At 53.9% G+C, this 20,229-nt stretch carries 25 protein-coding genes; 1 reads left to right on the top strand and 24 read right to left on the bottom strand.

Annotated elements, in window-relative coordinates; genetic code table 11:
• Positions 1 to 6: 6 nt before the first annotated feature.
• From V3851_RS00840 to V3851_RS00950, 23 genes are all read right to left on the bottom strand, one after another.
• Positions 7 to 876 (bottom strand): heptaprenyl diphosphate synthase component 1, encoded by an 870-nt coding sequence (locus V3851_RS00840; protein WP_331844597.1) that lies wholly within the window; start codon positions 874 to 876, stop codon positions 7 to 9.
• 108 nt (positions 877 to 984) lie between these two features.
• Positions 985 to 1,530: a hypothetical protein gene (locus V3851_RS00845; RefSeq protein WP_331844598.1), complete on the bottom strand. Its 546-nt coding sequence runs from the start codon at positions 1,528 to 1,530 to the stop codon at positions 985 to 987.
• Positions 1,531 to 1,645: 115 nt separating this feature from the next.
• Positions 1,646 to 1,906 carry a trp RNA-binding attenuation protein MtrB gene (gene mtrB / locus V3851_RS00850; protein WP_331844599.1) on the bottom strand — a complete coding sequence of 87 codons (261 nt, stop codon included), beginning with the start codon at positions 1,904 to 1,906 and terminating at the stop codon, positions 1,646 to 1,648.
• A 117-nt stretch (positions 1,907 to 2,023) separates the two neighbouring features.
• Positions 2,024 to 2,296: an HU family DNA-binding protein gene (locus tag V3851_RS00855; protein ID WP_331844600.1), complete on the bottom strand. Its 273-nt coding sequence runs from the start codon at positions 2,294 to 2,296 to the stop codon at positions 2,024 to 2,026.
• Positions 2,297 to 2,543: 247 nt separating this feature from the next.
• On the bottom strand, positions 2,544 to 4,022 hold the full coding sequence (spoIVA, locus tag V3851_RS00860; protein ID WP_331845233.1) for a stage IV sporulation protein A: 1,479 nt from the start codon (positions 4,020 to 4,022) through the stop codon (positions 2,544 to 2,546).
• Between the two features lie 511 nt (positions 4,023 to 4,533).
• Positions 4,534 to 5,301 (bottom strand): hypothetical protein, encoded by a 768-nt coding sequence (locus V3851_RS00865; RefSeq protein WP_331844601.1) that lies wholly within the window; start codon positions 5,299 to 5,301, stop codon positions 4,534 to 4,536.
• 34 nt (positions 5,302 to 5,335) lie between these two features.
• Entirely contained in the window at positions 5,336 to 5,686 is a 351-nt protein-coding gene (locus tag V3851_RS00870) for a 2Fe-2S iron-sulfur cluster-binding protein (RefSeq protein ID WP_331844602.1), read from the bottom strand.
• A gap of 18 nt (positions 5,687 to 5,704) precedes the next feature.
• Positions 5,705 to 6,346: a nucleotidyltransferase family protein gene (locus tag V3851_RS00875; RefSeq protein ID WP_331844603.1), complete on the bottom strand. Its 642-nt coding sequence runs from the start codon at positions 6,344 to 6,346 to the stop codon at positions 5,705 to 5,707.
• Positions 6,347 to 6,379: 33 nt separating this feature from the next.
• Positions 6,380 to 6,559 carry a DUF2768 family protein gene (locus tag V3851_RS00880; protein WP_331844604.1) on the bottom strand — a complete coding sequence of 60 codons (180 nt, stop codon included), beginning with the start codon at positions 6,557 to 6,559 and terminating at the stop codon, positions 6,380 to 6,382.
• Positions 6,560 to 6,735: 176 nt separating this feature from the next.
• Complete coding sequence (locus tag V3851_RS00885; protein WP_331844605.1) at positions 6,736 to 7,008, bottom strand: stage VI sporulation protein F; 273 nt, start codon at positions 7,006 to 7,008, stop codon at positions 6,736 to 6,738.
• A 105-nt stretch (positions 7,009 to 7,113) separates the two neighbouring features.
• Positions 7,114 to 8,154: an NAD(P)H-dependent glycerol-3-phosphate dehydrogenase gene (locus tag V3851_RS00890; protein WP_331844606.1), complete on the bottom strand. Its 1,041-nt coding sequence runs from the start codon at positions 8,152 to 8,154 to the stop codon at positions 7,114 to 7,116.
• Complete coding sequence (gene plsY, locus V3851_RS00895) at positions 8,147 to 8,758, bottom strand: glycerol-3-phosphate 1-O-acyltransferase PlsY (RefSeq protein ID WP_331844607.1); 612 nt, start codon at positions 8,756 to 8,758, stop codon at positions 8,147 to 8,149. The genes V3851_RS00890 and plsY overlap by 8 nt, the downstream gene beginning before the upstream one ends.
• Before the next feature lie 15 nt (positions 8,759 to 8,773).
• Positions 8,774 to 10,096, bottom strand: coding sequence for a ribosome biogenesis GTPase Der (der, locus tag V3851_RS00900; protein WP_331844608.1), 1,323 nt, complete (start codon positions 10,094 to 10,096; stop codon positions 8,774 to 8,776).
• A 211-nt stretch (positions 10,097 to 10,307) separates the two neighbouring features.
• On the bottom strand, positions 10,308 to 11,543 hold the full coding sequence (rpsA, locus tag V3851_RS00905; protein ID WP_331844609.1) for a 30S ribosomal protein S1: 1,236 nt from the start codon (positions 11,541 to 11,543) through the stop codon (positions 10,308 to 10,310).
• A gap of 120 nt (positions 11,544 to 11,663) precedes the next feature.
• Positions 11,664 to 12,245 (bottom strand): lysophospholipid acyltransferase family protein, encoded by a 582-nt coding sequence (locus V3851_RS00910; RefSeq protein ID WP_331844610.1) that lies wholly within the window; start codon positions 12,243 to 12,245, stop codon positions 11,664 to 11,666.
• A complete protein-coding gene (cmk, locus tag V3851_RS00915) occupies positions 12,242 to 12,949 on the bottom strand; it encodes a (d)CMP kinase (protein ID WP_331844611.1) in 708 nt (235 codons plus the stop codon). Before cmk ends, V3851_RS00910 begins: the two co-directional genes overlap by 4 nt.
• A gap of 117 nt (positions 12,950 to 13,066) precedes the next feature.
• Positions 13,067 to 13,276: a hypothetical protein gene (locus V3851_RS00920; protein ID WP_331844612.1), complete on the bottom strand. Its 210-nt coding sequence runs from the start codon at positions 13,274 to 13,276 to the stop codon at positions 13,067 to 13,069.
• 109 nt (positions 13,277 to 13,385) lie between these two features.
• Positions 13,386 to 14,039: a flagellar brake protein gene (locus V3851_RS00925; RefSeq protein ID WP_331844613.1), complete on the bottom strand. Its 654-nt coding sequence runs from the start codon at positions 14,037 to 14,039 to the stop codon at positions 13,386 to 13,388.
• Positions 14,040 to 14,188: 149 nt separating this feature from the next.
• On the bottom strand, positions 14,189 to 15,553 hold the full coding sequence (gene ypeB / locus V3851_RS00930) for a germination protein YpeB (RefSeq protein WP_331844614.1): 1,365 nt from the start codon (positions 15,551 to 15,553) through the stop codon (positions 14,189 to 14,191).
• Positions 15,554 to 15,643: 90 nt separating this feature from the next.
• Positions 15,644 to 15,802 (bottom strand): hypothetical protein, encoded by a 159-nt coding sequence (locus tag V3851_RS00935; RefSeq protein WP_331844615.1) that lies wholly within the window; start codon positions 15,800 to 15,802, stop codon positions 15,644 to 15,646.
• A gap of 70 nt (positions 15,803 to 15,872) precedes the next feature.
• Positions 15,873 to 16,565: a glutamic-type intramembrane protease PrsW gene (gene prsW / locus V3851_RS00940; protein ID WP_331844616.1), complete on the bottom strand. Its 693-nt coding sequence runs from the start codon at positions 16,563 to 16,565 to the stop codon at positions 15,873 to 15,875.
• 73 nt (positions 16,566 to 16,638) lie between these two features.
• A complete protein-coding gene (locus V3851_RS00945) occupies positions 16,639 to 17,259 on the bottom strand; it encodes a genetic competence negative regulator (protein WP_331844617.1) in 621 nt (206 codons plus the stop codon).
• Between the two features lie 187 nt (positions 17,260 to 17,446).
• Positions 17,447 to 17,815: a hypothetical protein gene (locus V3851_RS00950; protein ID WP_331844618.1), complete on the bottom strand. Its 369-nt coding sequence runs from the start codon at positions 17,813 to 17,815 to the stop codon at positions 17,447 to 17,449.
• 97 nt (positions 17,816 to 17,912) lie between these two features.
• Here V3851_RS00950 and V3851_RS00955 point away from each other — a divergent pair, with 97 nt between their 5' ends.
• Positions 17,913 to 18,830: a polysaccharide deacetylase family protein gene (locus V3851_RS00955; RefSeq protein WP_331844619.1), complete on the top strand. Its 918-nt coding sequence runs from the start codon at positions 17,913 to 17,915 to the stop codon at positions 18,828 to 18,830.
• Between the two features lie 53 nt (positions 18,831 to 18,883).
• Here V3851_RS00955 and serS read toward each other — a convergent pair whose 3' ends face one another.
• Complete coding sequence (gene serS, locus V3851_RS00960) at positions 18,884 to 20,173, bottom strand: serine--tRNA ligase (protein ID WP_331844620.1); 1,290 nt, start codon at positions 20,171 to 20,173, stop codon at positions 18,884 to 18,886.
• Positions 20,174 to 20,229 lie beyond the last annotated feature (56 nt).

Below are 20,229 nucleotides of genomic sequence, written 5' to 3' on the forward strand. Positions count from 1 at the left end.
TTCACCTTACCCTTCCTGCCAAGCCCGGCGATGCCCGGAGAGAATGGCCGTGATCGGCTCGAGGATGCCGGACAGTTCGTCCCGGATCTTGTCTCCGTGGCACTCCTGAACCAGATGCTGGACCCGTTCCGCCGATTGGCGGAGCATCGCCGCGAGCTGTTCTCGAATGTTGTATTTGGACAGCAGGGAATTCCATTCCCGCTCCCCGATTTTGTTGCCGGCAATGATTTCCCTGTCTTCGTTCGTCCCTGTCTCCCATATCCGCAAAAAAGCGTATCCTTTGCGGTCCGGCGGGGATTCGGCACTGTATTTCATCTCGTCCAGCATGACTTCGCAGCGGCTAAGCTCAGCCAGCAGCAGGCTCCAAATGTTCTGCACGGACTTGTCCAAATGACGGGAAAAAGAAAGGAACAACGTCATTTTCAACTGGACGCATTCCTTCAGATACTCCTCTGCGGGGAGCAGCATTTTTTTCAGGCCGGTATACAGCCGCACCTTGAGCCGGTTCACTTCGCAGATCGCCGTACTCATGGCCGAAACCGTATCGATTTGTTCCTCTTGGGCGAGCAAATCGTAAAATACGCCGCTGAAATAATCGCCGGCCAGAACCTTTAATTGACGGGAACGCATCGCGCGCTCGTCTTTGGCGCTGTCCCCGACATCGATCCGGTCATGGGTGTCCAGGCCAAGCTGAACGAGAAAAGCGGCCAGGGCGCATGTCTCTCCGGCGCGGGCTTTGGCCTTTTCCTGGTTCTTTAGAAACGTATAAAGCAAACGAACACGGGGAACCGGCAATTCCGGAAGCTCCGTGTATGTTGAGATCATGTCGTATTCGACATATTTTTGGGCCAATTGTGTTATGCGATCAGGTTTCATCCTTTGCCTCCGTACCGCTAATACTGACATCTTCCACCGCCAAAACGTTAAAGATGTCACAATCTTGTCTATTATAGCATATGTTTCCGGGGAGCGCACGAAACGAAACTAATTGACTTTACTCTTCCAAAGATGTGTCTCCGTCATACGGAGCCATTCCTTAAGTTCGCGGGGAAGCTCGCCGTCTCCGGCATTCCGCAGCGCTCCCAGCGCCGAATCGGGCCAGTCTCCGCGCCGGACATCGGCGGCAAGCAGCAGGTATTTTGTCCCGAGCCACCGGTCTTCGGCGATCAGCCGCAGCAGGAGCCGGTCGATATTACTCGTCCGCTTGAAAGAGAACGAGATCAGCTCGGCCATACCGCCGTATAACTCGCTTTTATCGAACCTCTCTTCCGTTACTCTGAGATCGACGGATAATATCCGCCCGTCCAGTCCCACCTTGGCGATGGGGGCGGGCAGTTCCAGCGTCTTCAGCCCATCGACCAGGTTGTCGTCCGTCAGTTCGACCGGCTGTTCCCGCTCCGCATCAAAGATCGCGGCCGAAACCGGGCTGCTATTCCCAAGTAACGGCCCGCCCGGCCGGGTCAGGTACGCCAGCAGCAGAGCGGTGCCGAGCGTCAGAAGCAAGACTTGAAGTATCGGTTTGACTTTCACGGGAATCCCCCTTCAATAGGTCATTAGCCGAATATTTGTTATTTTCGGTCAACCTATAAGGTCTATATCCCATTGTACAAAAGAAAAAAGCAGGCTATGCCTGCAAATTCGTAAATCACTCTTCCGTATCGATAACCCCGTGCTTCGTATAAACGACAGCTTTGCCTCTTACTTTAACGGCAGAGGTATGATCGGTAAATTGCGCAATCAGCACCTCGCCCTTGTCCAGCTTTTCCGTATGGTGAAAGCGCGTATCTTTGCCCCGGGTAAGCCCGATGACCGTAACGCCCTGTTCTTTCGCCTTTACGACAAAATAATCTCCATTGTTGTCGGCTTGCTCAATTCCGCTTGGGTTTCCGGTATGCTGCTGATCCATGGTAGGCTGCTCCCTCCCCGTAAAATATTTAGAAACCTAATGACCGATGATCTAAAAGAAAAGGCCGTGAACAAAATTGCCCACGGACTTTTTAACACGGAAGATATGTAGAAATCTTTATTTAATTCCGTCTTTGAGCGCTTTGCCTGGTTTGAATGCGGGAATTTTGCTCGCAGGGATTTCGATTTCTTCTCCGGTTTGCGGGTTGCGGCCTTTGCGCGCGGAGCGCTCGCGGACTTCAAAATTGCCGAAGCCTACCAATTGCACTTTATCTCCGCTTTGCAAAGCTCCGGAAATCGCTTCGAATACGGCGTCGACCGCTTTGGTCGCGTCTTTCTTGGACAATTCCGCGCTTTCCGCCACTTGAGAAATCAGGTCGGATTTGTTCATCAGGGTTCACCTCCCTACCAAGGTATTATACCATTCTGTTATTCTGTGTTTCCGTTTTGCCGTAGAATATACGTTGTACCGCGCATATTACGTGCAAATCCCTTGTAAAATCGCCGTTTTGACAATCATCTCGGGGGCGCGGAACAAATACATAGTAATACAGCCCATCGATATTTTCAAGTTTTTTAATCTTCAACGCAAAAATACCGGAACCCCCGTTAGGGGTCCCGGTATTCAATTCATAGCTTTAGAGGATGATGGCGATTAACCCGCCGGAGCCTTCGTTGATAATTCTGCCCAGCGTTTCCTGCAATTTGTAGCGGGCGTTGTCCGGCATCATCGCGATTTTGCCTTGAATGCCTTCCCGGACGATCGAGTGCAGCGAGCGCCCGAATATATCGGACTCCCAAATCTTGATCGGATCGTTCTCGAAATCCTGCATCAAGTAGCGGACGAGCTCCTCGCTCTGCTTCTCCGTTCCGATAATCGGGGCGAACTCGGACTCGACGTCGACGCGGATCATATGAATCGACGGCGCCGTCGCTTTCAGTCTGACTCCGAACCGGGAGCCCTGGCGGATCAATTCCGGCTCGTCGAGCGCCATTTCGGCGAGCGAAGGCGCGGCGATGCCGTAACCCGTCGTTTTGACCATTTCAAGCGCTTCCGCAAACCGGTCGTATTCACGCTTGGCATGGGTGAAATCCTGCATGAGCTGGAGCAGATGGTCTTTGCCGCGGATTTCCACGCCGACCACTTCCATCAGGATGCGGTCGTACAAATCGTCGGGAGCGTAGAGATCGATTTCCGCTACGCCCTGACCCATATTTAGGCCGCTCAGCCCGGCGCGATCGATAAAGTCGTATTCCATGAAATTGGTAACGACCCGGTCTACATCGCGGAGCCGGCGGATATCCTTTACGGTGTCGCGGACGGAATTTTCATAATTGCTGCGCAGCCAGTGATTCTCGTTCAGCACCATGACCCAGCTCGGAAGATTGACGTTGACTTCGTGAACCGGGAATTCGTACAGCACTTCCCGTAGTACGCCCATGACGTCATCCTCGGACATCGTGGCCGCGCTGAGGCTGATGACCGGAATATCGTATTTCGCGGCGAGCTCGCCGCGCAATTGTTGGGTTTCCTCGCTGTTCGGCCGCGTCGAGTTGATGACGAGCACGAACGGTTTGCCGACTTCCTTCAACTCGGCCACCACACGCTCTTCCGATTCCACATAGGAATAACGCGGAATATCGGCGATCGTACCGTCCGTCGTTACGACGACGCCTAAGGTGGAATGCTCCTGAATCACCTTTCGCGTGCCGATCTCCGCAGCTTCCTGGAACGGAATCGGCTCTTCGAACCAAGGGGTCGAGATCATCCGGGGACCGTTTTCATCCTCGTATCCTTTCGCCCCTTCGACCGCATAGCCCACGCAATCCACAAGCCTTACGTTGACCTCAAGCCCTTCGGCCACCTTAATTTGTACCGCATTGTTCGGGACAAATTTCGGCTCGGTCGTCATGATCGTTTTCCCCGCGGCGCTCTGAGGAAGCTCATCCACCGCCCGGACCCGATCCGCCTCGCTGGCGATGTTCGGGAGCACCACCGTTTCCATGAACCGCTTGATAAATGTTGACTTGCCCGTACGAACCGCCCCGACGACACCCAGATAAATGTCCCCTCCGGTTCGTTCGGCAATGTCCTTAAAAATGTCCACTTTCTCCAATACCAATGATATCCCCTCCTCAAAATTCGCCGAAGGAAAAATGCCTTGAGAGCATCCGCTTCGTTATTCACCAACATTAAGAAATTAAAAGCTTTGACAGGAGCGGCAGCTCCCCTTACCCGTGTCCGCCGCCGCAAACCCGTGGAGAGAACAAAACGAAGCGGCGCAACTCGTACATGCATTTGGACTAGTAACATCATATGTACCAGATGCCGTTTTATGACGGAATGCACCGTCCGAGCCCATTTTTTTTGCATCCGGCGCTTCGTCGCGAACAAAGCGGCCCAATTTCCGCCATATTGAATGAGTATGATTCTAGCGATTCGAATATTCCGAAATTCTTAAAATCAATTCGTGGATAATGCTAGACTCGCCTTCGTGCGAACCCCGTGAATAACAGCCTTTTAGGGTTATAGGGCACTATTTGTTATGCAAACACCTTAATATAAAGAAATAGCGCCCCAAAGGGACGCTATTTGCATGAATCCAGCCCGTAAAGCACAACCAACTTTCACGATTCGGGCTGCGGCACCGGACTTCCGTCAACCCAGTGATAAGGAAGCGATTTTACGGGTGCAAAGTAAGATGCCGCCGTCAGTACTTCCCGCAGATCTTCGCCATCCTGCGGCGTTTCTCCGGACTTTTCCACGGCCAGCATGATATCGGGGGCATAATCGGCATACACCCGGCCGGCTTGATCAACAATAAAATTCAAAGGCTGACCGGAGTAGACGCTGTTCAAGCCATACTTCCCGGCCCCCGCCAGTTCCAAATCAACCGTGTACAATCCCGGATAAGTCTCCTGTTCCCCTAAGGCCGGCAGCTTGCCGTCGTGAGCCCTTGCGAATTGATCGACCAGGCGCTGTACGTCGTTGACCTTCTGGACGGTTTCCAGGTCCATGACCTTGACGGTCGGATCGACCTCCTCATTGAGCAGCAAAAAGTAGGCACTGCCGCCTTTTTCAAAGGCGGTCGCTGGAATTTCATCGAGAAAACCTTGCTGTTGCAACAAATTCAGATCGATGACGAATTTTTCATAACGCGGCGTCTCTTGTCCCGCGGTGATGATCGGCAATATCGTGCGATCGGCTTGGAACCGGTCCACCGCGTTTTGAATTCTTTCGACGCTCTCCAGGTAAGACACTTTCCTGTCCTGCCCCTGCTCGCCGCCGGGATAAAGGCACCCGGCCAGCAGTCCGGCCAGAACGGCCAGCATCCCGGCGGTACGCATTGCGCGCAGCGGCGATTTATACCGTTTCTCTTGAGCATGCCATTTCAAATCGCTTCATCCTTTACAGCGTTTTTCCGAAGGTCTACCAGAGGTCATCATTTTGTTGTTGCGCTTCCAACTGTTTGCGGATCGCGGCCTTCAGCGGATCTTCCGGCAGCCTGACCGCCGCCGGGCCGGTGATCCTCGCCTGGCAGGCGAGGCGGATCCCCCGCTCAAGCAAGGGCCCGAGCTTGCGGCGTTCCGCCGCGGTCGGAGGCGTCAACTCCGCCTCCAGTCCCGGTTCTACCGTAACTTTGCACATCAGGCAGCCGGCATTTCCGCCGCAACGGGTGGCGATATGAACCCGGGCTTCGCGAGCGGCATGAAGAACACTGGTGCCCGGCCTCACCTTGACAGTTTTATTCTGCGGTAAAAATGTGATTTGCTGCTCCATCGCCCGTTCCTTTCATGTTCAATTGCTTTCCAGTGCCCCCCAGCTCAATGACAGCAGCGGTCGGTCCAGCATTTCCGCCATCTTGGCAACCAGCTCGGCCGTCCACAGGTTCCTTTCCAGCAGCGTGGCCAGCAGGGGCAGATGCCGTTCAGGCTGGCGGCGCATGACTTCCGCGATCGCCAGGTAACGGTCCGGACGATCTCGCAGCACATTAAACACAAATTCATGCGCGAGCGGCATGACCCGCACCGTCGCGTCGCCGAGCCGAACAGATTCGGCGGCCGGCGCAAGCACCTCGGACACTTCCGTCTTGTACCGCGCTCCTTCCGTATTTACCCGGAAACCGCCGACCAGCTCGGTCGTGTAATCATGCAGCCGGTAATGGCTCAACATCGATATGTAAAGCCCACTTTCGTCAAGGCGCGGCTCGTCCAGCGCCTGATCACTGAGCAAGCCGTGCAATGCCCCGGCATGCGGAAGATCGGCGTATACATCGATGTCCCTGGGCGGCGCGGCCAGCTTGACGCCTTGCAGCCACAGTCCGCTGCTTCCGCCAAGCAGCCAGCTCCCGTCGGTATCACTTAACCGCATCGCCAGTTCGCGAAGCGCCTGCCCGATCCCGGAATTCCATTCGTCAAAACCACCATCGTTCGTACTCATAATTCCATCCTCTTCTTTCTTGACCGGAGTTCTTCAGGTGATCGATACGAGGCCCGTCAGAAAGCCGGCCAGCATGATCACAAATGCGATCACCGACAACAACCCGCGAATAACGCCTTTGGTTTTCGTTCGGGCGAATGTAATCAAAAAGACGGACAAGCCCATGACAAGAATCGCCGCCAAGGATAACCACATTTTGGTCATTGCGTCCATGAACGTTACACTCCCATCTTATTCCGGCATTCATATGATGAATATTATAGCATCTCCCTATCGATCAGGCCACGCAAGCCAAAAAATCGCGGCAAACAAAAAAAAGCCTCCGGCGGCGGGCGATTGAACCAAATCCTCGTTCGCAAACCCGGGCCGAAAGACTTTTTTGCTATTCGTTACTTCTTTATCATCATTTTCATCAACGCTTCCATATTGGACGGGTTCATGCCGCTCTTCTTGACGGCTCCGATAATTTCATTAACCGTGCTCTCCGTGACGGGCACTTTGGCCATGGCGGAAACCTGCTTAATCAGCTTTCTCAGCTCCGCCTCATTCTGCATCGTCGAGGGCTTTACCGTGCTGGCCAGTTTTTTGACCGCGCCTTCGGTAATGTTTTTTCCGGTTTTTTTGTTAATGGCACTCAAAGCATCTTTGGAAACCTTGCCCATACTCTCGCCTCCTCCGTTGTCCTCTTCATCATTTTATGAACAGGAACGGGAAAAGGTCCTGGGCCGTTGCGGATTCCGCCGAGCACCTATATATCGTACACTGCTTTAAGTGTGCCACGTCTCCCAGGTTTCGAGCGACATGGCCTCCATTTCGGTTTTGCGGTCGCGCCCCATCAGCGCCTCGACGGCGGTACGCGGGTCGAGCCCCTCAAACAGCACATGATAAAGCTGGGCCGCGATCGGCATCTGCACCTGGAATTTCTCGGAGATGGCGTGAGCCGCTTTCGTCGTGCGGATGCCTTCGACGACCATGCCCATCGAGCCGAGTACCTCCTGGAGCGGTTTACCCTCGCCGAGCATGAATCCGGCTCGCCAGTTGCGGCTGTGGCGGCTGGTCGCGGTTACGACCAGGTCGCCGATGCCGGCCAGACCGGCGAATGTCAGCGGATTGGCGCCCATTTCCACGCCGATGCGGGTAATTTCCGCGAGTCCGCGGGTCAGCAGCGCCGCCTTGGCGTTATCGCCGTAGCCCAAGCCGTCGGACATGCCCGCCCCGAGGGCGATGATGTTCTTCAGCGCACCGGCCAGTTCCACGCCGACCAAGTCCCGGTTCGTATAAACGCGGAAATAGGGATTCATGAACAGATCCTGCGCGGCCGCGGCTTGATCGTCTTCGAGCGAAGCGACGACCACGGTGGTCGGATATCGCTTGACGACTTCCTCCGCATGGCTCGGGCCGGACAACACGACGATGCGTCCTTCCTCGCAGCCGAGCTCCTCCGCGATCACGGTGGATACCCGTTTCATGCTTTCGATTTCAAAGCCCTTGGTCGCGTGCACAACGAGCATATCTTTCCGATAATAAGCTTTAAGACTCTTCGCCACCTCGCGTACCGCCGACGAGGGAGCCACGATAACCACCGCTTTCGCTCCTTCTACAGCCTCGCCCATATCGGTGGTTGCGCGCAGGTTCGGCCCCAGCTCCACTCCGGGCAAGAATCGCTCATTGCGGTGCAGCGTATTGATTTCATCTCTTTGCGCTTCATTACGGGTCCAGATAGCCACGTCCAGGCCTTTGTCGGCAAGCACGCTGGCGAGCGCCGTTCCCCAACTTCCCGCCACCAGCACTGCAGCTTTCTCAGACAACGCGTTTTCCTCCTTTGGAGCCCAGTTTGTTTTCTTTCCCCTGGGCGAGCTTCACGATGTTGGTGCGGTGTCTCCAAAAGGCGAATACGCAAATGACCAGACTCGCCCAAAAATACGGGCCGAATTCGCCTGTCACCGCAAGAAAAACCGGCGTCAACAACACGAAAATCAATGAGCCGAGCGAAACGTATCTTGTAAAAACAATCGATAGGATGGCGATGATACCGGCATAGAGCGCCGGGAAAAAGATCAGGGTCGCCATGACCCCGATAGTCGTGGCGATGCCTTTGCCGCCGCGGAAGCGGAAGTAAAGCGGCCAGTTATGGCCGATAATGGCGGCGATGCCGCAAAGCGCGGCTACCCATTCCGAGCCGCCTCCGAGCCAGATGCCGATCCAAACGGCGGCGATGCCCTTGAGCACGTCAAGCGCCAGTACCAGAATCGCCGGGCCTTTGCCCAGCACGCGCAGCGTATTGGTCGCGCCCGCGTTGCCGCTGCCGTGCTGGCGGATATCGATGCCCTTCAAAATTTTGGCCAGTACCACGCTGAAGCTGACCGAGCCGAGTAAATAGCATGCGATTACTGCAATGACGGGTAAAATCACTGGTTTCCTACTCCCCTAACCTTCATCAGACTTACGCCGCGTAAACAAACGGATCGGCGTTCCCTCAAAATCGAAAGCGGCTCTGATCTTGTTCTCCAGATACCGTTCATAGGAAAAATGCATGAGCTCCGGATCGTTGACAAACACGACGATCGTCGGAGGCTTCACGGCGACTTGCGTGACATAATTGATGCGAAGTCTGCGTCCCTTGTCCGTCGGCGGAGGGTTGATCGCGATCGCATCGGATACCACATCATTCAGCAGATGAGTCTGCACCCGCTTCGTATGCTGGTCGGCCACATGCTGCACGACGGGCAGCAGCTTGTGCAAACGCTGCTTTGTTTTGGCCGAAAGAAATACGATCGGCGCATACGTCATGAACAGGAAGTGGTCGCGGATTTTTTGTTCGAATTGATGCATCGTTTTGTCGTCCTTCTCGACGACATCCCATTTGTTAACGACGAAGATAGAAGCTTTGCCGGCCTCGTAAGCATATCCGGCGATATGCTTGTCTTGCTCGATGATGCCTTCCTCGCCGTTGATCAGGACAAGCACGACATCGGCGCGTTCAATCGCCTTCATCGCCCGCATCACGCTGTACTTTTCGGTCGTTTCGTATACTTTGCCCCGCTTGCGCATCCCGGCAGTATCGATCAGGACGTATTTCTGCCCGTCCTTCTCAAACGGCGTATCGATCGCGTCCCGCGTCGTTCCGGCAATATCGCTTACAATAACCCGTTCTTCGCCGAGAATTGCGTTTACAAGCGAGGACTTCCCGACATTCGGCCGCCCGATCAAGGCGACGCGGATAACGTCGTCATCGTATTCGTCGTCTTGGGGTTCCGGCAAATTATCAGTGATCGCGTCGAGCAGGTCGCCGATCCCCGTGCCGTGACTGCCGGATACGGCGATCGGGTCGCCGAAGCCGAGGTTGTAGAATTCGTAAATATTGTCCATACGCCCGATATTGTCCACTTTGTTGACCGCGACGATAATCGGTTTGCCCGACCGGAACAGCATGCCGGCCACCTCTTCGTCGGAGCCGGTAACCCCGGCTTTGGCATCGCACATGAACACGATGACGTCCGCTTCCTCGATCGCAAGCTCCGCCTGCATGCGGATCGACTTGAGAATCGGCTCTTCGTCGTCCAGCTCGATCCCTCCCGTATCGATGATGCTGAAGGGTTTGCCGTTCCATTCCGCCGAACCGTAAATCCGGTCCCTGGTAATGCCCGGCTTGTCTTCCACAATAGCCAGTCGGTCGCCGATTATGCGGTTGAATATCGTCGATTTCCCTACGTTCGGCCTGCCGACGATGGCCACAACAGGTCTTGCCATGCGCATTCCTCCTTAATTTGGAATTATATTATCAATATTCCCATTTCCATTTTCGTCAGATACCTAGATCATCATAGCAAAAAAACGATACATTGGCTAACTCGTATTCGTTAGCTTTGAGGATCCCGAATCGGTTGTAAATCTCCTTATTTAAGCAAAATCGGCGAACCCGCTTCAAGGGTCCGCCGATCCATTGCTTGCTTTATCCCGCTTATTTCAATTTGCTCAGCTTGTCGCCGAAGCGTTCGCCCAGCGTAATGCTGAGGCCTTGGTTGCTCAGCGAGACATTCGGGTTGTCGCCCAAATCCTCTTTTCTTACGCTGCTGCCTTTGGATGGCTTCTCGCTGCGCGGAGCCGGAGCAGGTGCTTCCTCGGTTTCCTTGATGCTCAGGCTTACCCGTTTCTCGCCCGGATTGACATCCAGCACTTTCACTTGAACGGTTTGGCCTTCCTTCAATACTTCCTGCGGGGTACCGATATGTTTGTGCGAGATTTGAGAGATATGAACAAGTCCTTCAACGCCCGGAGCAATTTCCACGAATGCGCCGAAATTGACGAGGCGTTTCACTTCGCCGCTCACGATATCGCCGGTATGGAATTGATCGGCAGCCGTTTCCCAAGGACCCGGGGTAGCCGCTTTGATGCTGAGGCTGATTTTGCCTTTTTCCGGATCGACTTTCAGTACTTTAACTTTCACTTTGTCGCCTTCGGAAAGTACGTCGGCAGGCTTATCGACATGGCTCCATGCAATTTCGGATACGTGAACCAGGCCGTCGACTCCGCCTACATCGACAAACGCGCCGAATTGGGTCAGGCGTTGAACCGTTCCTTCGATCACTTCGCCTTCCTTGAGTTCGCCCATGACCTTCAGCTTATTGGCTTCGAACTCTTCGTCAAGCACATCCTTTTGGGACAGGATGACCTTGTTGTTCTCGCGGTCGAGTTCCTTCACCTTCACGCGCAGGGTACGGCCCTTGTAATCGCTGAAGTCTTCCACGAAATGACGCTCGACCATGGAAGCCGGAATGAAGCCGCGAACGCCTACGTCCGCCACGATACCGCCTTTAACCACGTCGGCAACCGTCACTTCGAACGTTTCTTGGCTGTCGAAACGTTTTTGCAATTCGTCCCAAGCGTTCTCGCTGTCAATCGCGCGTTTCGAAAGAACAAGGCGCTCCTTCTCGTCGTCGATGCTGACAACTTTCGTTTCCACTTCTTGGCCAACTTGAACGGCCTCTGCCGCGTTGTCCAGGTGGACCGAGGACAATTCGCGAATAGGAATAACGCCGTCGTATTTATATCCAATGCTTACATAAGCTTGGTTATCTTCGATTTTGACGATCGTTCCTTTGACGGTGTCCCCTTTTTTCAAGGATACGATTTGTTCCATTGCTTCTTGGCTTGCCGTCTCGGCGGCTTCCAGCCCATTCTTTGTTTCTTCCGACATGTGAATACCCTCCTCAATTCAGAAAAACCCATTTATTTAAACCCGCTGGTAGCGAAGTTCAAAACATATTCTTTTCTAGCTTTCCAAATGTCCCCTGCCTTCATGCACGGACGGGAACGATTATCCCCGCTTTTTGAGCTCGGCGATTCGGGACATGATCAGCTCGGTGGCCTGCTCGGCCGCATCGCCGCCCTTGTCTTCCTTAAATGCGGACAAATCAATGGGCTCGCCGTAAACCACCTTCATTTTGCGAAAAAGCTTATAATTGCCGATAATGGCGACCGGAATAACAGCCGCGTCGCTGCGAAGCGCGAACGTCGCCGCACCCCTCTTGCCGATCGCGCCTTCATCCCCTTTGACCCGGTGACCTTCCGGGAATATCCCCATGACATGGCCTCCGCGAAGCAAATTCAGCGAAGTTTTGATCGACTCCTTGCTGACGCCGCCCCGTTTCACGGGAAAAGCGCCTAGCTGTGTAATCAGCCAACCGAACCCGAAAATATCGAACAGTTCCTTCTTCGCCATAAAGTGAACCTTCCGCTTCAGCTTAATGCCGATCGTAGGCGGGTCCAACAGGCTGATGTGATTGGAACAGAGCAGCACGCCGCCCTCGGCGGGGATATGCTCCAGCCCCTTCGCCTCCAAACGGAAAGCCAATTTGTAGATGAGGCGAAGCACGCCTCGGCAAAAAACGTAAATCATCCCAGTTCTCTCTCTCTCACAAAGTTTAGGCACATGGAAACAATGGTCTCGGCGACCTCGTCCAAGGTCATGTTCGTGGTGTCCAAGAGATGCGCGTCCTCCGCCTGACGGAGCGGCGAAATTTCACGTTCCCGGTCCAGCCGGTCCCGTTCATTCATGTCCCGGATCAGCTGCTCCAGTGTGATCTGGTCCTGCTCCTTCATTTCCCTGTACCGTCGCCGCGCCCGTTCTTCGACGCTCGCCGTCATAAAAATCTTGACCTCGGCATCGGGAAGAACCGTAGTACCGATATCGCGTCCATCCATCACGACGCCTTTGCGCAAAGCCATTTGCCGCTGAAGGGAGACAAGCCTGCTGCGCAGCCCCTCGATTTGCGCATATCGGGATACTTTGGCGTTGACCGCCAGAGAACGAATCTCCTCCGTTGCCTCTTGTCCGTTGACAAAGACCCGCTGTCCGTCCGCTTCAGGTATTAATTCAATAACCAGATCGGGGAGTCTTTGAAGCACTTTCTCCTCATCTTCCGGCTCGATCCCAAGCTGGCCAAAATACCAGGTCGCCGCGCGGTACATGGCGCCGGTGTCGACATATACATAAGTCAGCATACCGGCGACTTTGCGGGCTATGGTGCTTTTGCCTGCCCCGGCAGGCCCGTCGATCGCGATGTTGATCTTGCCATAAGATGATGACGCTCCGCTTGCCAAAAGGGCATTCCTCCTCAAAACAAGTCCTCAAGAAAAAAGCAGGCATTGCCTGCGACGTGAAAATTATACCACACAAAGCAAATGGATGCAAAAGCCTTCGGCCTTTGGGAAACATTTCTAGCGCCCGTCCGTCCGATGAACCGGACTGCCTTCCAGCTTATCGGCGGAAGCCAGCAAATGGCGGACGGCCGGCACCCTTAAGGCCGCTTGAAACAGGCATAACAGGACAAACAGTACGATCGCCGCCTTCTTGAGCCAGCGCTCCGCCCGTTCCGAGAATTTCAGGAACAGGGCCGTAAAGGCTTGGGCATCGTCGTTTTCCGTCATCTGGACTTCCTCCCGTCGTATCGAGCTTTGAATATCTATTATTTAGTACTAATAGCATATCCAAAGCGGCGCGAAGGCAACTCTTTGATTGTCAAAAAACAAGTCCCGGTCAGCGGTTGCGGAAATCGAACTGTCGCTCGAAGCAATAGCGGATAATTTTCTGACGTTCCATATCGGAAATGCTGGCGAATTTAAGCATAACCAGGGTTCGGCCGTTTTCCAGCGATTTGGTGCGGACCACTTCCGCTTCAAACGGGGCGTGCTCGATGGAGCCGTTCTTGTACGGGATCAGCAGCCAGCAATACAACTGGTCGCCTTCGGTCAATTTGAATTTACCGTCGCATAGAAACGACACGCCGCCGCCGCCCACATCGTCCGTATATGCCACGAAGCGGGTGCCGTCCTTCAGCTTAACGGCGAGTTCCAGCTCGGCGACCACACGCAAAAAATTGCGCCGCTGAATCTTGGTAATCGCCTCCGGGTCCGGTTTGCGGATTCGCACCAGCTGGACGACATCGTCGGCATAACCCAGAACGTATGTATTGAAATAATTTTTGACCCCGTTATCGGTCAGAAAGTAAACGGACAGCTCGTCCCCGACAAAAAGCCGCTTCATCCGTCCGCTCCCCACCTCGATCGGGATTTCGATCAGATAGAAGTCTTCCTCGTCATCCGCAATCCGGGATTTGCACTCTTTCTCCGTTTCCTTTTTATCCGCAGAGGCGACTTGGATGAAGACCAGATCGTTAATTTTTGGCAACAACGCTTTTCCACCCACCTCTAAATGAAATCTTCTGGCTGTATCACTTCTCGATTATATCATGAGGCGGTGCCGTTTGACTTGCAATTTTGGCGTTTTGCCGCGAAAAAAGAAGAAGGCTTTCCTTTTTCAGGCAAGCCTTCCTCCACTTATTACGAACGCGTGGCTTGATTCGCCTTTTTCGCGTTGCGGATCTCCTCGATCATCTCTTCCGCGCCGGTTTGCGCGTTGATAAAGATTTTATAATTCGACCCGTTGATCGAGCCGCCGAATTCGTAGGTCGTTACTTTCTCCGACATATCGTTTTCGATTTGCGCAAGCCGGTGATATTTCTCCTTGTAATCTCCGTTCAACTTCTTGCGCGCCTGCTCCAGCGAAAGCTTCGGTTTTTCCGGCGTTTTGCGGTTTTCGCGTTCATACACGTAATCGCTGGCTTGCATCCCGGTAACCTGGCCGCTGTCCAAACCGACACGGACCGTTACTTTTTCCGGGTAAATCAGCGTATCTCCTTGCTTGCCGACAAAGGTAAAGGTTCCGATATTGTCGAATTCATCGTACGACACCGGAGTGAGGTCCGGGAATCCTTTGTCACGCAGAAACTGTTCAGCTTGCGCTCTCGCTTCATTCCCACCGACCCGTTTCGGACCGATGGTCCGGTTATCGGCATAAGCGATCAGATGTCCACCGTTGCGGGTGAAATCCAGCGTCTTGTAATCCCCTTGCTTGCCCGGAATTTGAGCCGTAAAAGAGGCCCATTCTGTTCCCTTGCCGTTTTCGATCACTTTAATGCCGGCATGGTTGCCGTCCCCGGTAAACTTGGCGGCGTCCGCTTTTATTTTATCCACGGTCACCGGCGTACCGCTCAGCTTCTTGACCGAACGCTTGTTGTACATGCTCGATACGGACGGCCCCCAATCAAGCTCCGGATATTCGCCGACTTTTTTGTCCACGGTTTTGAATCCGTCGATAATCGTGTTGTCCTTCGGCTCCCGGTTGCTTGCCAGCGCCGTCTCCACATCCATCCAGCGAAGGCGGTTGGCGATAACTTTGTTCTGCACGGCTTGAAGGTCTTTTGAAATCTGACCCGAGCTTTTGTACAGCTCTTTCAGGTTTTTCATTTCCCCGTCCGACAGCGGATCCTTGGTCAGATCGCGCACCGCCGTCTGATATGAAAATTTGGATATTCGCGACAGCAGCTCCTCCGTTTTGTTGAAAGGCAGGAGGGTTAGCGGAAGCTGGTTGATTTCGTTCTGGGCTTCGCTCGTAATCCGCCAGACGTTGACAAGGCCTTTGCGATGCGAATCGGTTGAAGCGGAATGGACGGCAAGCGTATTGCCCAGCTCGCTGTGCAGCTTGTCCACATGATAGGATAAATCATGGAAAGCTCTTTGGTACTGGTTCTCCGCCTTGATCAATATCGCGTTTTTCTCCTGGTTTTCTTGGTAACCCCAAACCACGGCACCGATCAACAGGATCGTGGCAACCGGAAATAAAATGGCACTCAATCGTTTGTACATCGGTAGACGCACTCCCTTCTTCATATGTCTAAGGCATAGTTTGACATGATGATTGGAGGTTTATGCATCTAATGGAGGACGTTTATAAAGTCACCCGTGGCCGATTTCCTCTTCGATATCGAACTGGTTTCGGTTGTCGCAAATACATTGCTTAAATCCCGTATCGATCCGTCCCTTCTCTTTCCGGCCGCGAAGAATGAAGCGTTCCCCGCAGTTTTTGCAAATAATTTTCACTTTTATGCGCTCCAAAAAAAGGCACCCCTTCCAGATCTCGGCCAAATGCCGTTTCTAGAATCAGGATGCCCTTTCTCGCATCAGGTTAATCTTGTCCCCTAGCCTCCGTCAAACGGAAGGGGGAGCGCTTGTTGGCCCGGTACATTTTGCCGATTCCGCCATACCACAGAAACGCCATCAGCGGAACGATGAACCAGATCCAATATTGCGTTACATTCTCCAGAATCCAATCGTAAACTCCATGCCAAAACAGAGGCAGCAACAGGGAAAAAGCCAGGAATTTCCGGCGGCTTCCCTTGCCGGTGGAAAACTTGGCCCGGCCAAGGTAATAACCCATCATGACGCCGAACATCGCATGTCCCGATACCGGAAGCAAGGCGCGGACGATCATGGTGCCGATCGATGCGTGGCTCGCCAAAGCGAAGATCACGTTCTCGACGGTGGCGAAGCCCAGAGAAATCGCGGCGGCATAAAGAATGCCGTCATAAGGTTCGTCAAACTCCGTGTGATTATAGATCATATGGAACAAAACAAACCATTTGAGCGCCTCTTCCACACCGGCGGAAATCGCAAAAGCGGAAACCCACGGCCCGTCCCCGAGCCAAAGTGTGAGCCCCCGCTGTATAATCATGACGGGCAGAACGATCAAAAAACCGAGCAAGAAAACTTTGATAACTATATGGAGCGGCTCGGTATCATACTTGTCCTTCAAGTAAAAATAGGTCAAGAGAGCGATACCGGGAGCAACCGCTGCCGTGGCAATCGAGAAAAAGAGCAACGGTTATCCCCCCTTACCGTGTGACCGTCCCTTATCTCCTATGGTGCTTTGTGCGATATGCTTCATGCTTGCTTTAATCCTGACGTTTAAAATGGCTGCAGATGACCGCGATTGCGCGTTCCGCCATGATGACATCTCCGTATTCGTCCAACATGGCCGGCGTTACCGATGTCGCCTCGCCGAATTCGGCCAAAACCGCGATGAGCGCCGGAATTTTCACTTCGTCCAGTTCATCCGGTTCGAGCCTAAGAACCCATTTCCCATTATATTTATACAGTCTGCCGGCTTCATCAATCATTTGCCGCAAAACGTGAGCCGCTTCGATCAATACTTCAAAATCATCGAAAGAATAGAGAATCGTATCGCTGCTCTCCAGCGTTACTTCCATCTCGTATACTTCATCGGGCAATTCATCCTCATAAGACGATCCGCCCCCGAAAGGATGGTGATCGTATTTGCCTCTAGTTACGATGACGACCATTCCCTGTGCCGGAAGAGCAAACACTTCCACCGCCAAAGGTCCTGTGGCGTCGAAGCCCACTTCGTTATAAGCCTGATCCATCATCTCGGTGAACAGGTCATGGACTTTCGGGATTTCCTGCCACATATCCTCTTTTTGAATACCGCGTTCGCTTAGATCGTCAAACGTGAGGAAAATCCGTATTTTATCCTGGCCAAGTCTCTCAATCCTCATACAGGATCCTCCTCTCCATACCGTGTTATAACAGATTATGAAACCTGCTCGAATATGTGATGGAAATGGTTCTTTGTATGTATGTTATCATTTCTCGGCATGAAATGCACGAAATAAAATCGTCAAAAAAGAATCATTTTCTGTCCCCGAACGGGAAACCGAAAATGATTCAAAACGGCATAACCAATTACAATCCCGGAATGACGGTATGAGTCTCCTTCAGGATCGCCTCGACCTCGCGCCGCACGTCCGGACTGCTCTTGATGAAGTCCTTGATCTGGTTTAGATTGTATTCCTGCGAATTACCCGCATGGGACGAAGATACCGAACTGGGATACACCTGGGCCGTTGCTGCGGCTCCGCTAGTACCCGAACCCGCCGACTGCCGGACGTGGTTCTGCCCGTTCTGTCCGTTTTGTCCGTTTTTCATGGTCGCCGACTTCAGGACCGATCCCGCCTGGCCGATCATGTTCATCCAACCCTTGTTTCTGCGGGAGGCCAGTACGACAGCGGTTGCCCCAAGCAGAACGCCGCATAAAAATGAGGAAGATTTCACCTAAACAACCTCCTTGGATATGTTAAAATCAGTTGTAGTGTTCGCGCTTTACTCCAATCTCATGCGGCATAAATACAGGAAAGCGAAGGTGTTACATTTGATCAGCAAGAAAGTGCTGCTGTTTGCAGCCGTTTGCCTGTTGCTTAGTTCGTGCGGCCAGAAGGCCGCCGCTCCGGATTCGTCACCGCCCGCCGTGGAAATCTCCCTCCCTTCGGCGGCAAACACCGCCCCGGAACCCGAATCCGGCGGAACCGATGCGGTTCCTCCCGGCGAAGCGGGAAACCCGGCTTCGGACGAAGCTCCGGCGGAGGAACAGACGCCGCCCGAACCGCCGGCCAGCCTTTACCATATCAACAAGGCGTACAATGTCGCGCCGAATGAAGAAGGCACCGAGAAAAAAGTGGTGCTTCTGACCTTCGACGACGGCCCCAAAGAAGAGGAAATGATCGACGGACTGATCGACACGCTGGACAAACATCACGCGAAGGCCATCTTCTTCGTGAACGGCTACAGAGTCAAAGCCCATCCCGAGCTGCTGACGCTTATCCACGACCGCGGCCAAATCATCGGCAATCATAGCTGGGATCATATCGATTTGAAAAAAGAAACGCCCGAGAACGCCCGCAAACAGGTAGAGGACGTCCAGATAATCGTCGAGCAAACCATCGGGGAACGCCCGCGTTTTTTCCGGCCGCCCTTCGGTTCCGGCAATGACGCGCTGCATCAAATCGTCGAAGAGAACGGCATGATCTACATGACCTGGTCCAACGGCTCGCTCGATTGGGATTCGAAGAACAAAAACAAACCGGATGCCGTTATCCAGAATGTGATGGATCAACTCCATGCCGGAAGCAATATCCTGATGCATGAACTGCCCTGGACCGTCGAGGCGCTCGACGAGCTGCTGACCAAGCTCGAAGCCAAAGGTTACGGCTTTGTCGACCCGGCTACGATCGGGGAAGTTCCGAAAGATGAAGGGGCCGGCGAAGCCGCCGCGGGCGGCAGCGGGAAATAACCCGGCTCACGCAAAACGGGAGGAAATCGCCGGATTTCCTCCCGTTTATTTGTTTATGCCTGAGGTATCAGCCGTTCCAGCCCGCCCATATACGGACGCAGTGCCGCCGGTATATGAATCGAGCCGTCCTCTCTCTGGTGGTTCTCCAGCAGCGGAATCAGGATTCTTGGCGAAGCCGCCGCCGTATTGTTCAGTGTATGGCAGAACTGGAGCTTCCCTTCGCCGTCCCGGCAGCGGATATTCGCTCTGCGCGCCTGAAAGCTGTGCAGGTTCGACGACGAATGCGTCTCTCCGTAGCCGTCGCGGCTCGGCATCCAAGTCTCGATGTCATACTGCTTGTAAGTCTTCTGCGACATATCGCCCGCACAGACCGCCATCACTCTGTACGGCAGTTCCAGCAGCTTCAGCAGCTTCTCCGCGTGCCCGGTAATTTCCTCATGCAAGGTCTCCGATTCCGCCGGGTCGGGTTCGCAAATGACTACCATCTCAACCTTGGAGAATTGATGCACCCGGTATAAGCCGCGCACGTCTCTCCCGGCCGATCCGACCTCGCTGCGGAAGCAGGTCGATGCGGCCGCCAGTTTGATCGGCTTTGCCACATCCACGATTTCATTTCCGTAATAAGCGATCAGCGGAATTTCCGACGTGCCCGTCAGCCATAGGTCCTCCCCCTGAATTCCGTACGTTTGATCCTTTCCTGTCGGAAAAAAACCGGCGTTTGTCATCTGCTCTTCCCTGACAAGCAAAGGGACCTCCAGCGGCGTAAACCCGGCCTCAAGCAACAGATCGAGCGCCAGTTGTTGAACGGCCCGGTGCAGCATGAGGCCGGGACCTTTGAGATAATAACTTCGGCTTCCACCGGCTTTGACGCCGCGCGGGATATCGATCATCCCGTGGAGATCACCGAGCTCGACATGATCCCTTGGCGCAAAATCCCAGGCCGGAGGCTCCCCTTCCCGGCGAATCTCCACATTGTCGGCATCCGTTAAGCCCGGGGGCGTATCCGGGGAAGGCACGTTGGGAACGAGCAGCATCAATTCCCTGTATTCCCGTTCCGCTTCCTCAAGCTTCTCCGTCAATAGCGCCAGTTGCTCGCCGATCCTTCCCAATGAAGCCTTCATCTCCGCCGTCTCCCCCGAAGCCATGGCCCCCTTCCGGGCGGCCTCGGCAATTTCTTGCGAGCCTTCATTTCGCCGTCGGCGCAGCTCCTCCGTTTCCCGCAGCAGCTCACGCCGGCGATCGTCCCGGCGTAATAGTTCATCCACCGACAAGTTCAGTTTCTTGGCATCCGCCGCCTCTTGCACGGCGTCCGCATGTTCGCGAATCCACCATATATCCAGCATATCCACCGCTCCTCTAAGTTGATAAAAACACAAAGAGCGCCCTCATCTTTGGGACG

The sequence above is a fragment of the Paenibacillus haidiansis genome (assembly GCF_036553665.1).
GTDB lineage: Bacteria > Bacillota > Bacilli > Paenibacillales > Paenibacillaceae > Fontibacillus > Fontibacillus haidiansis.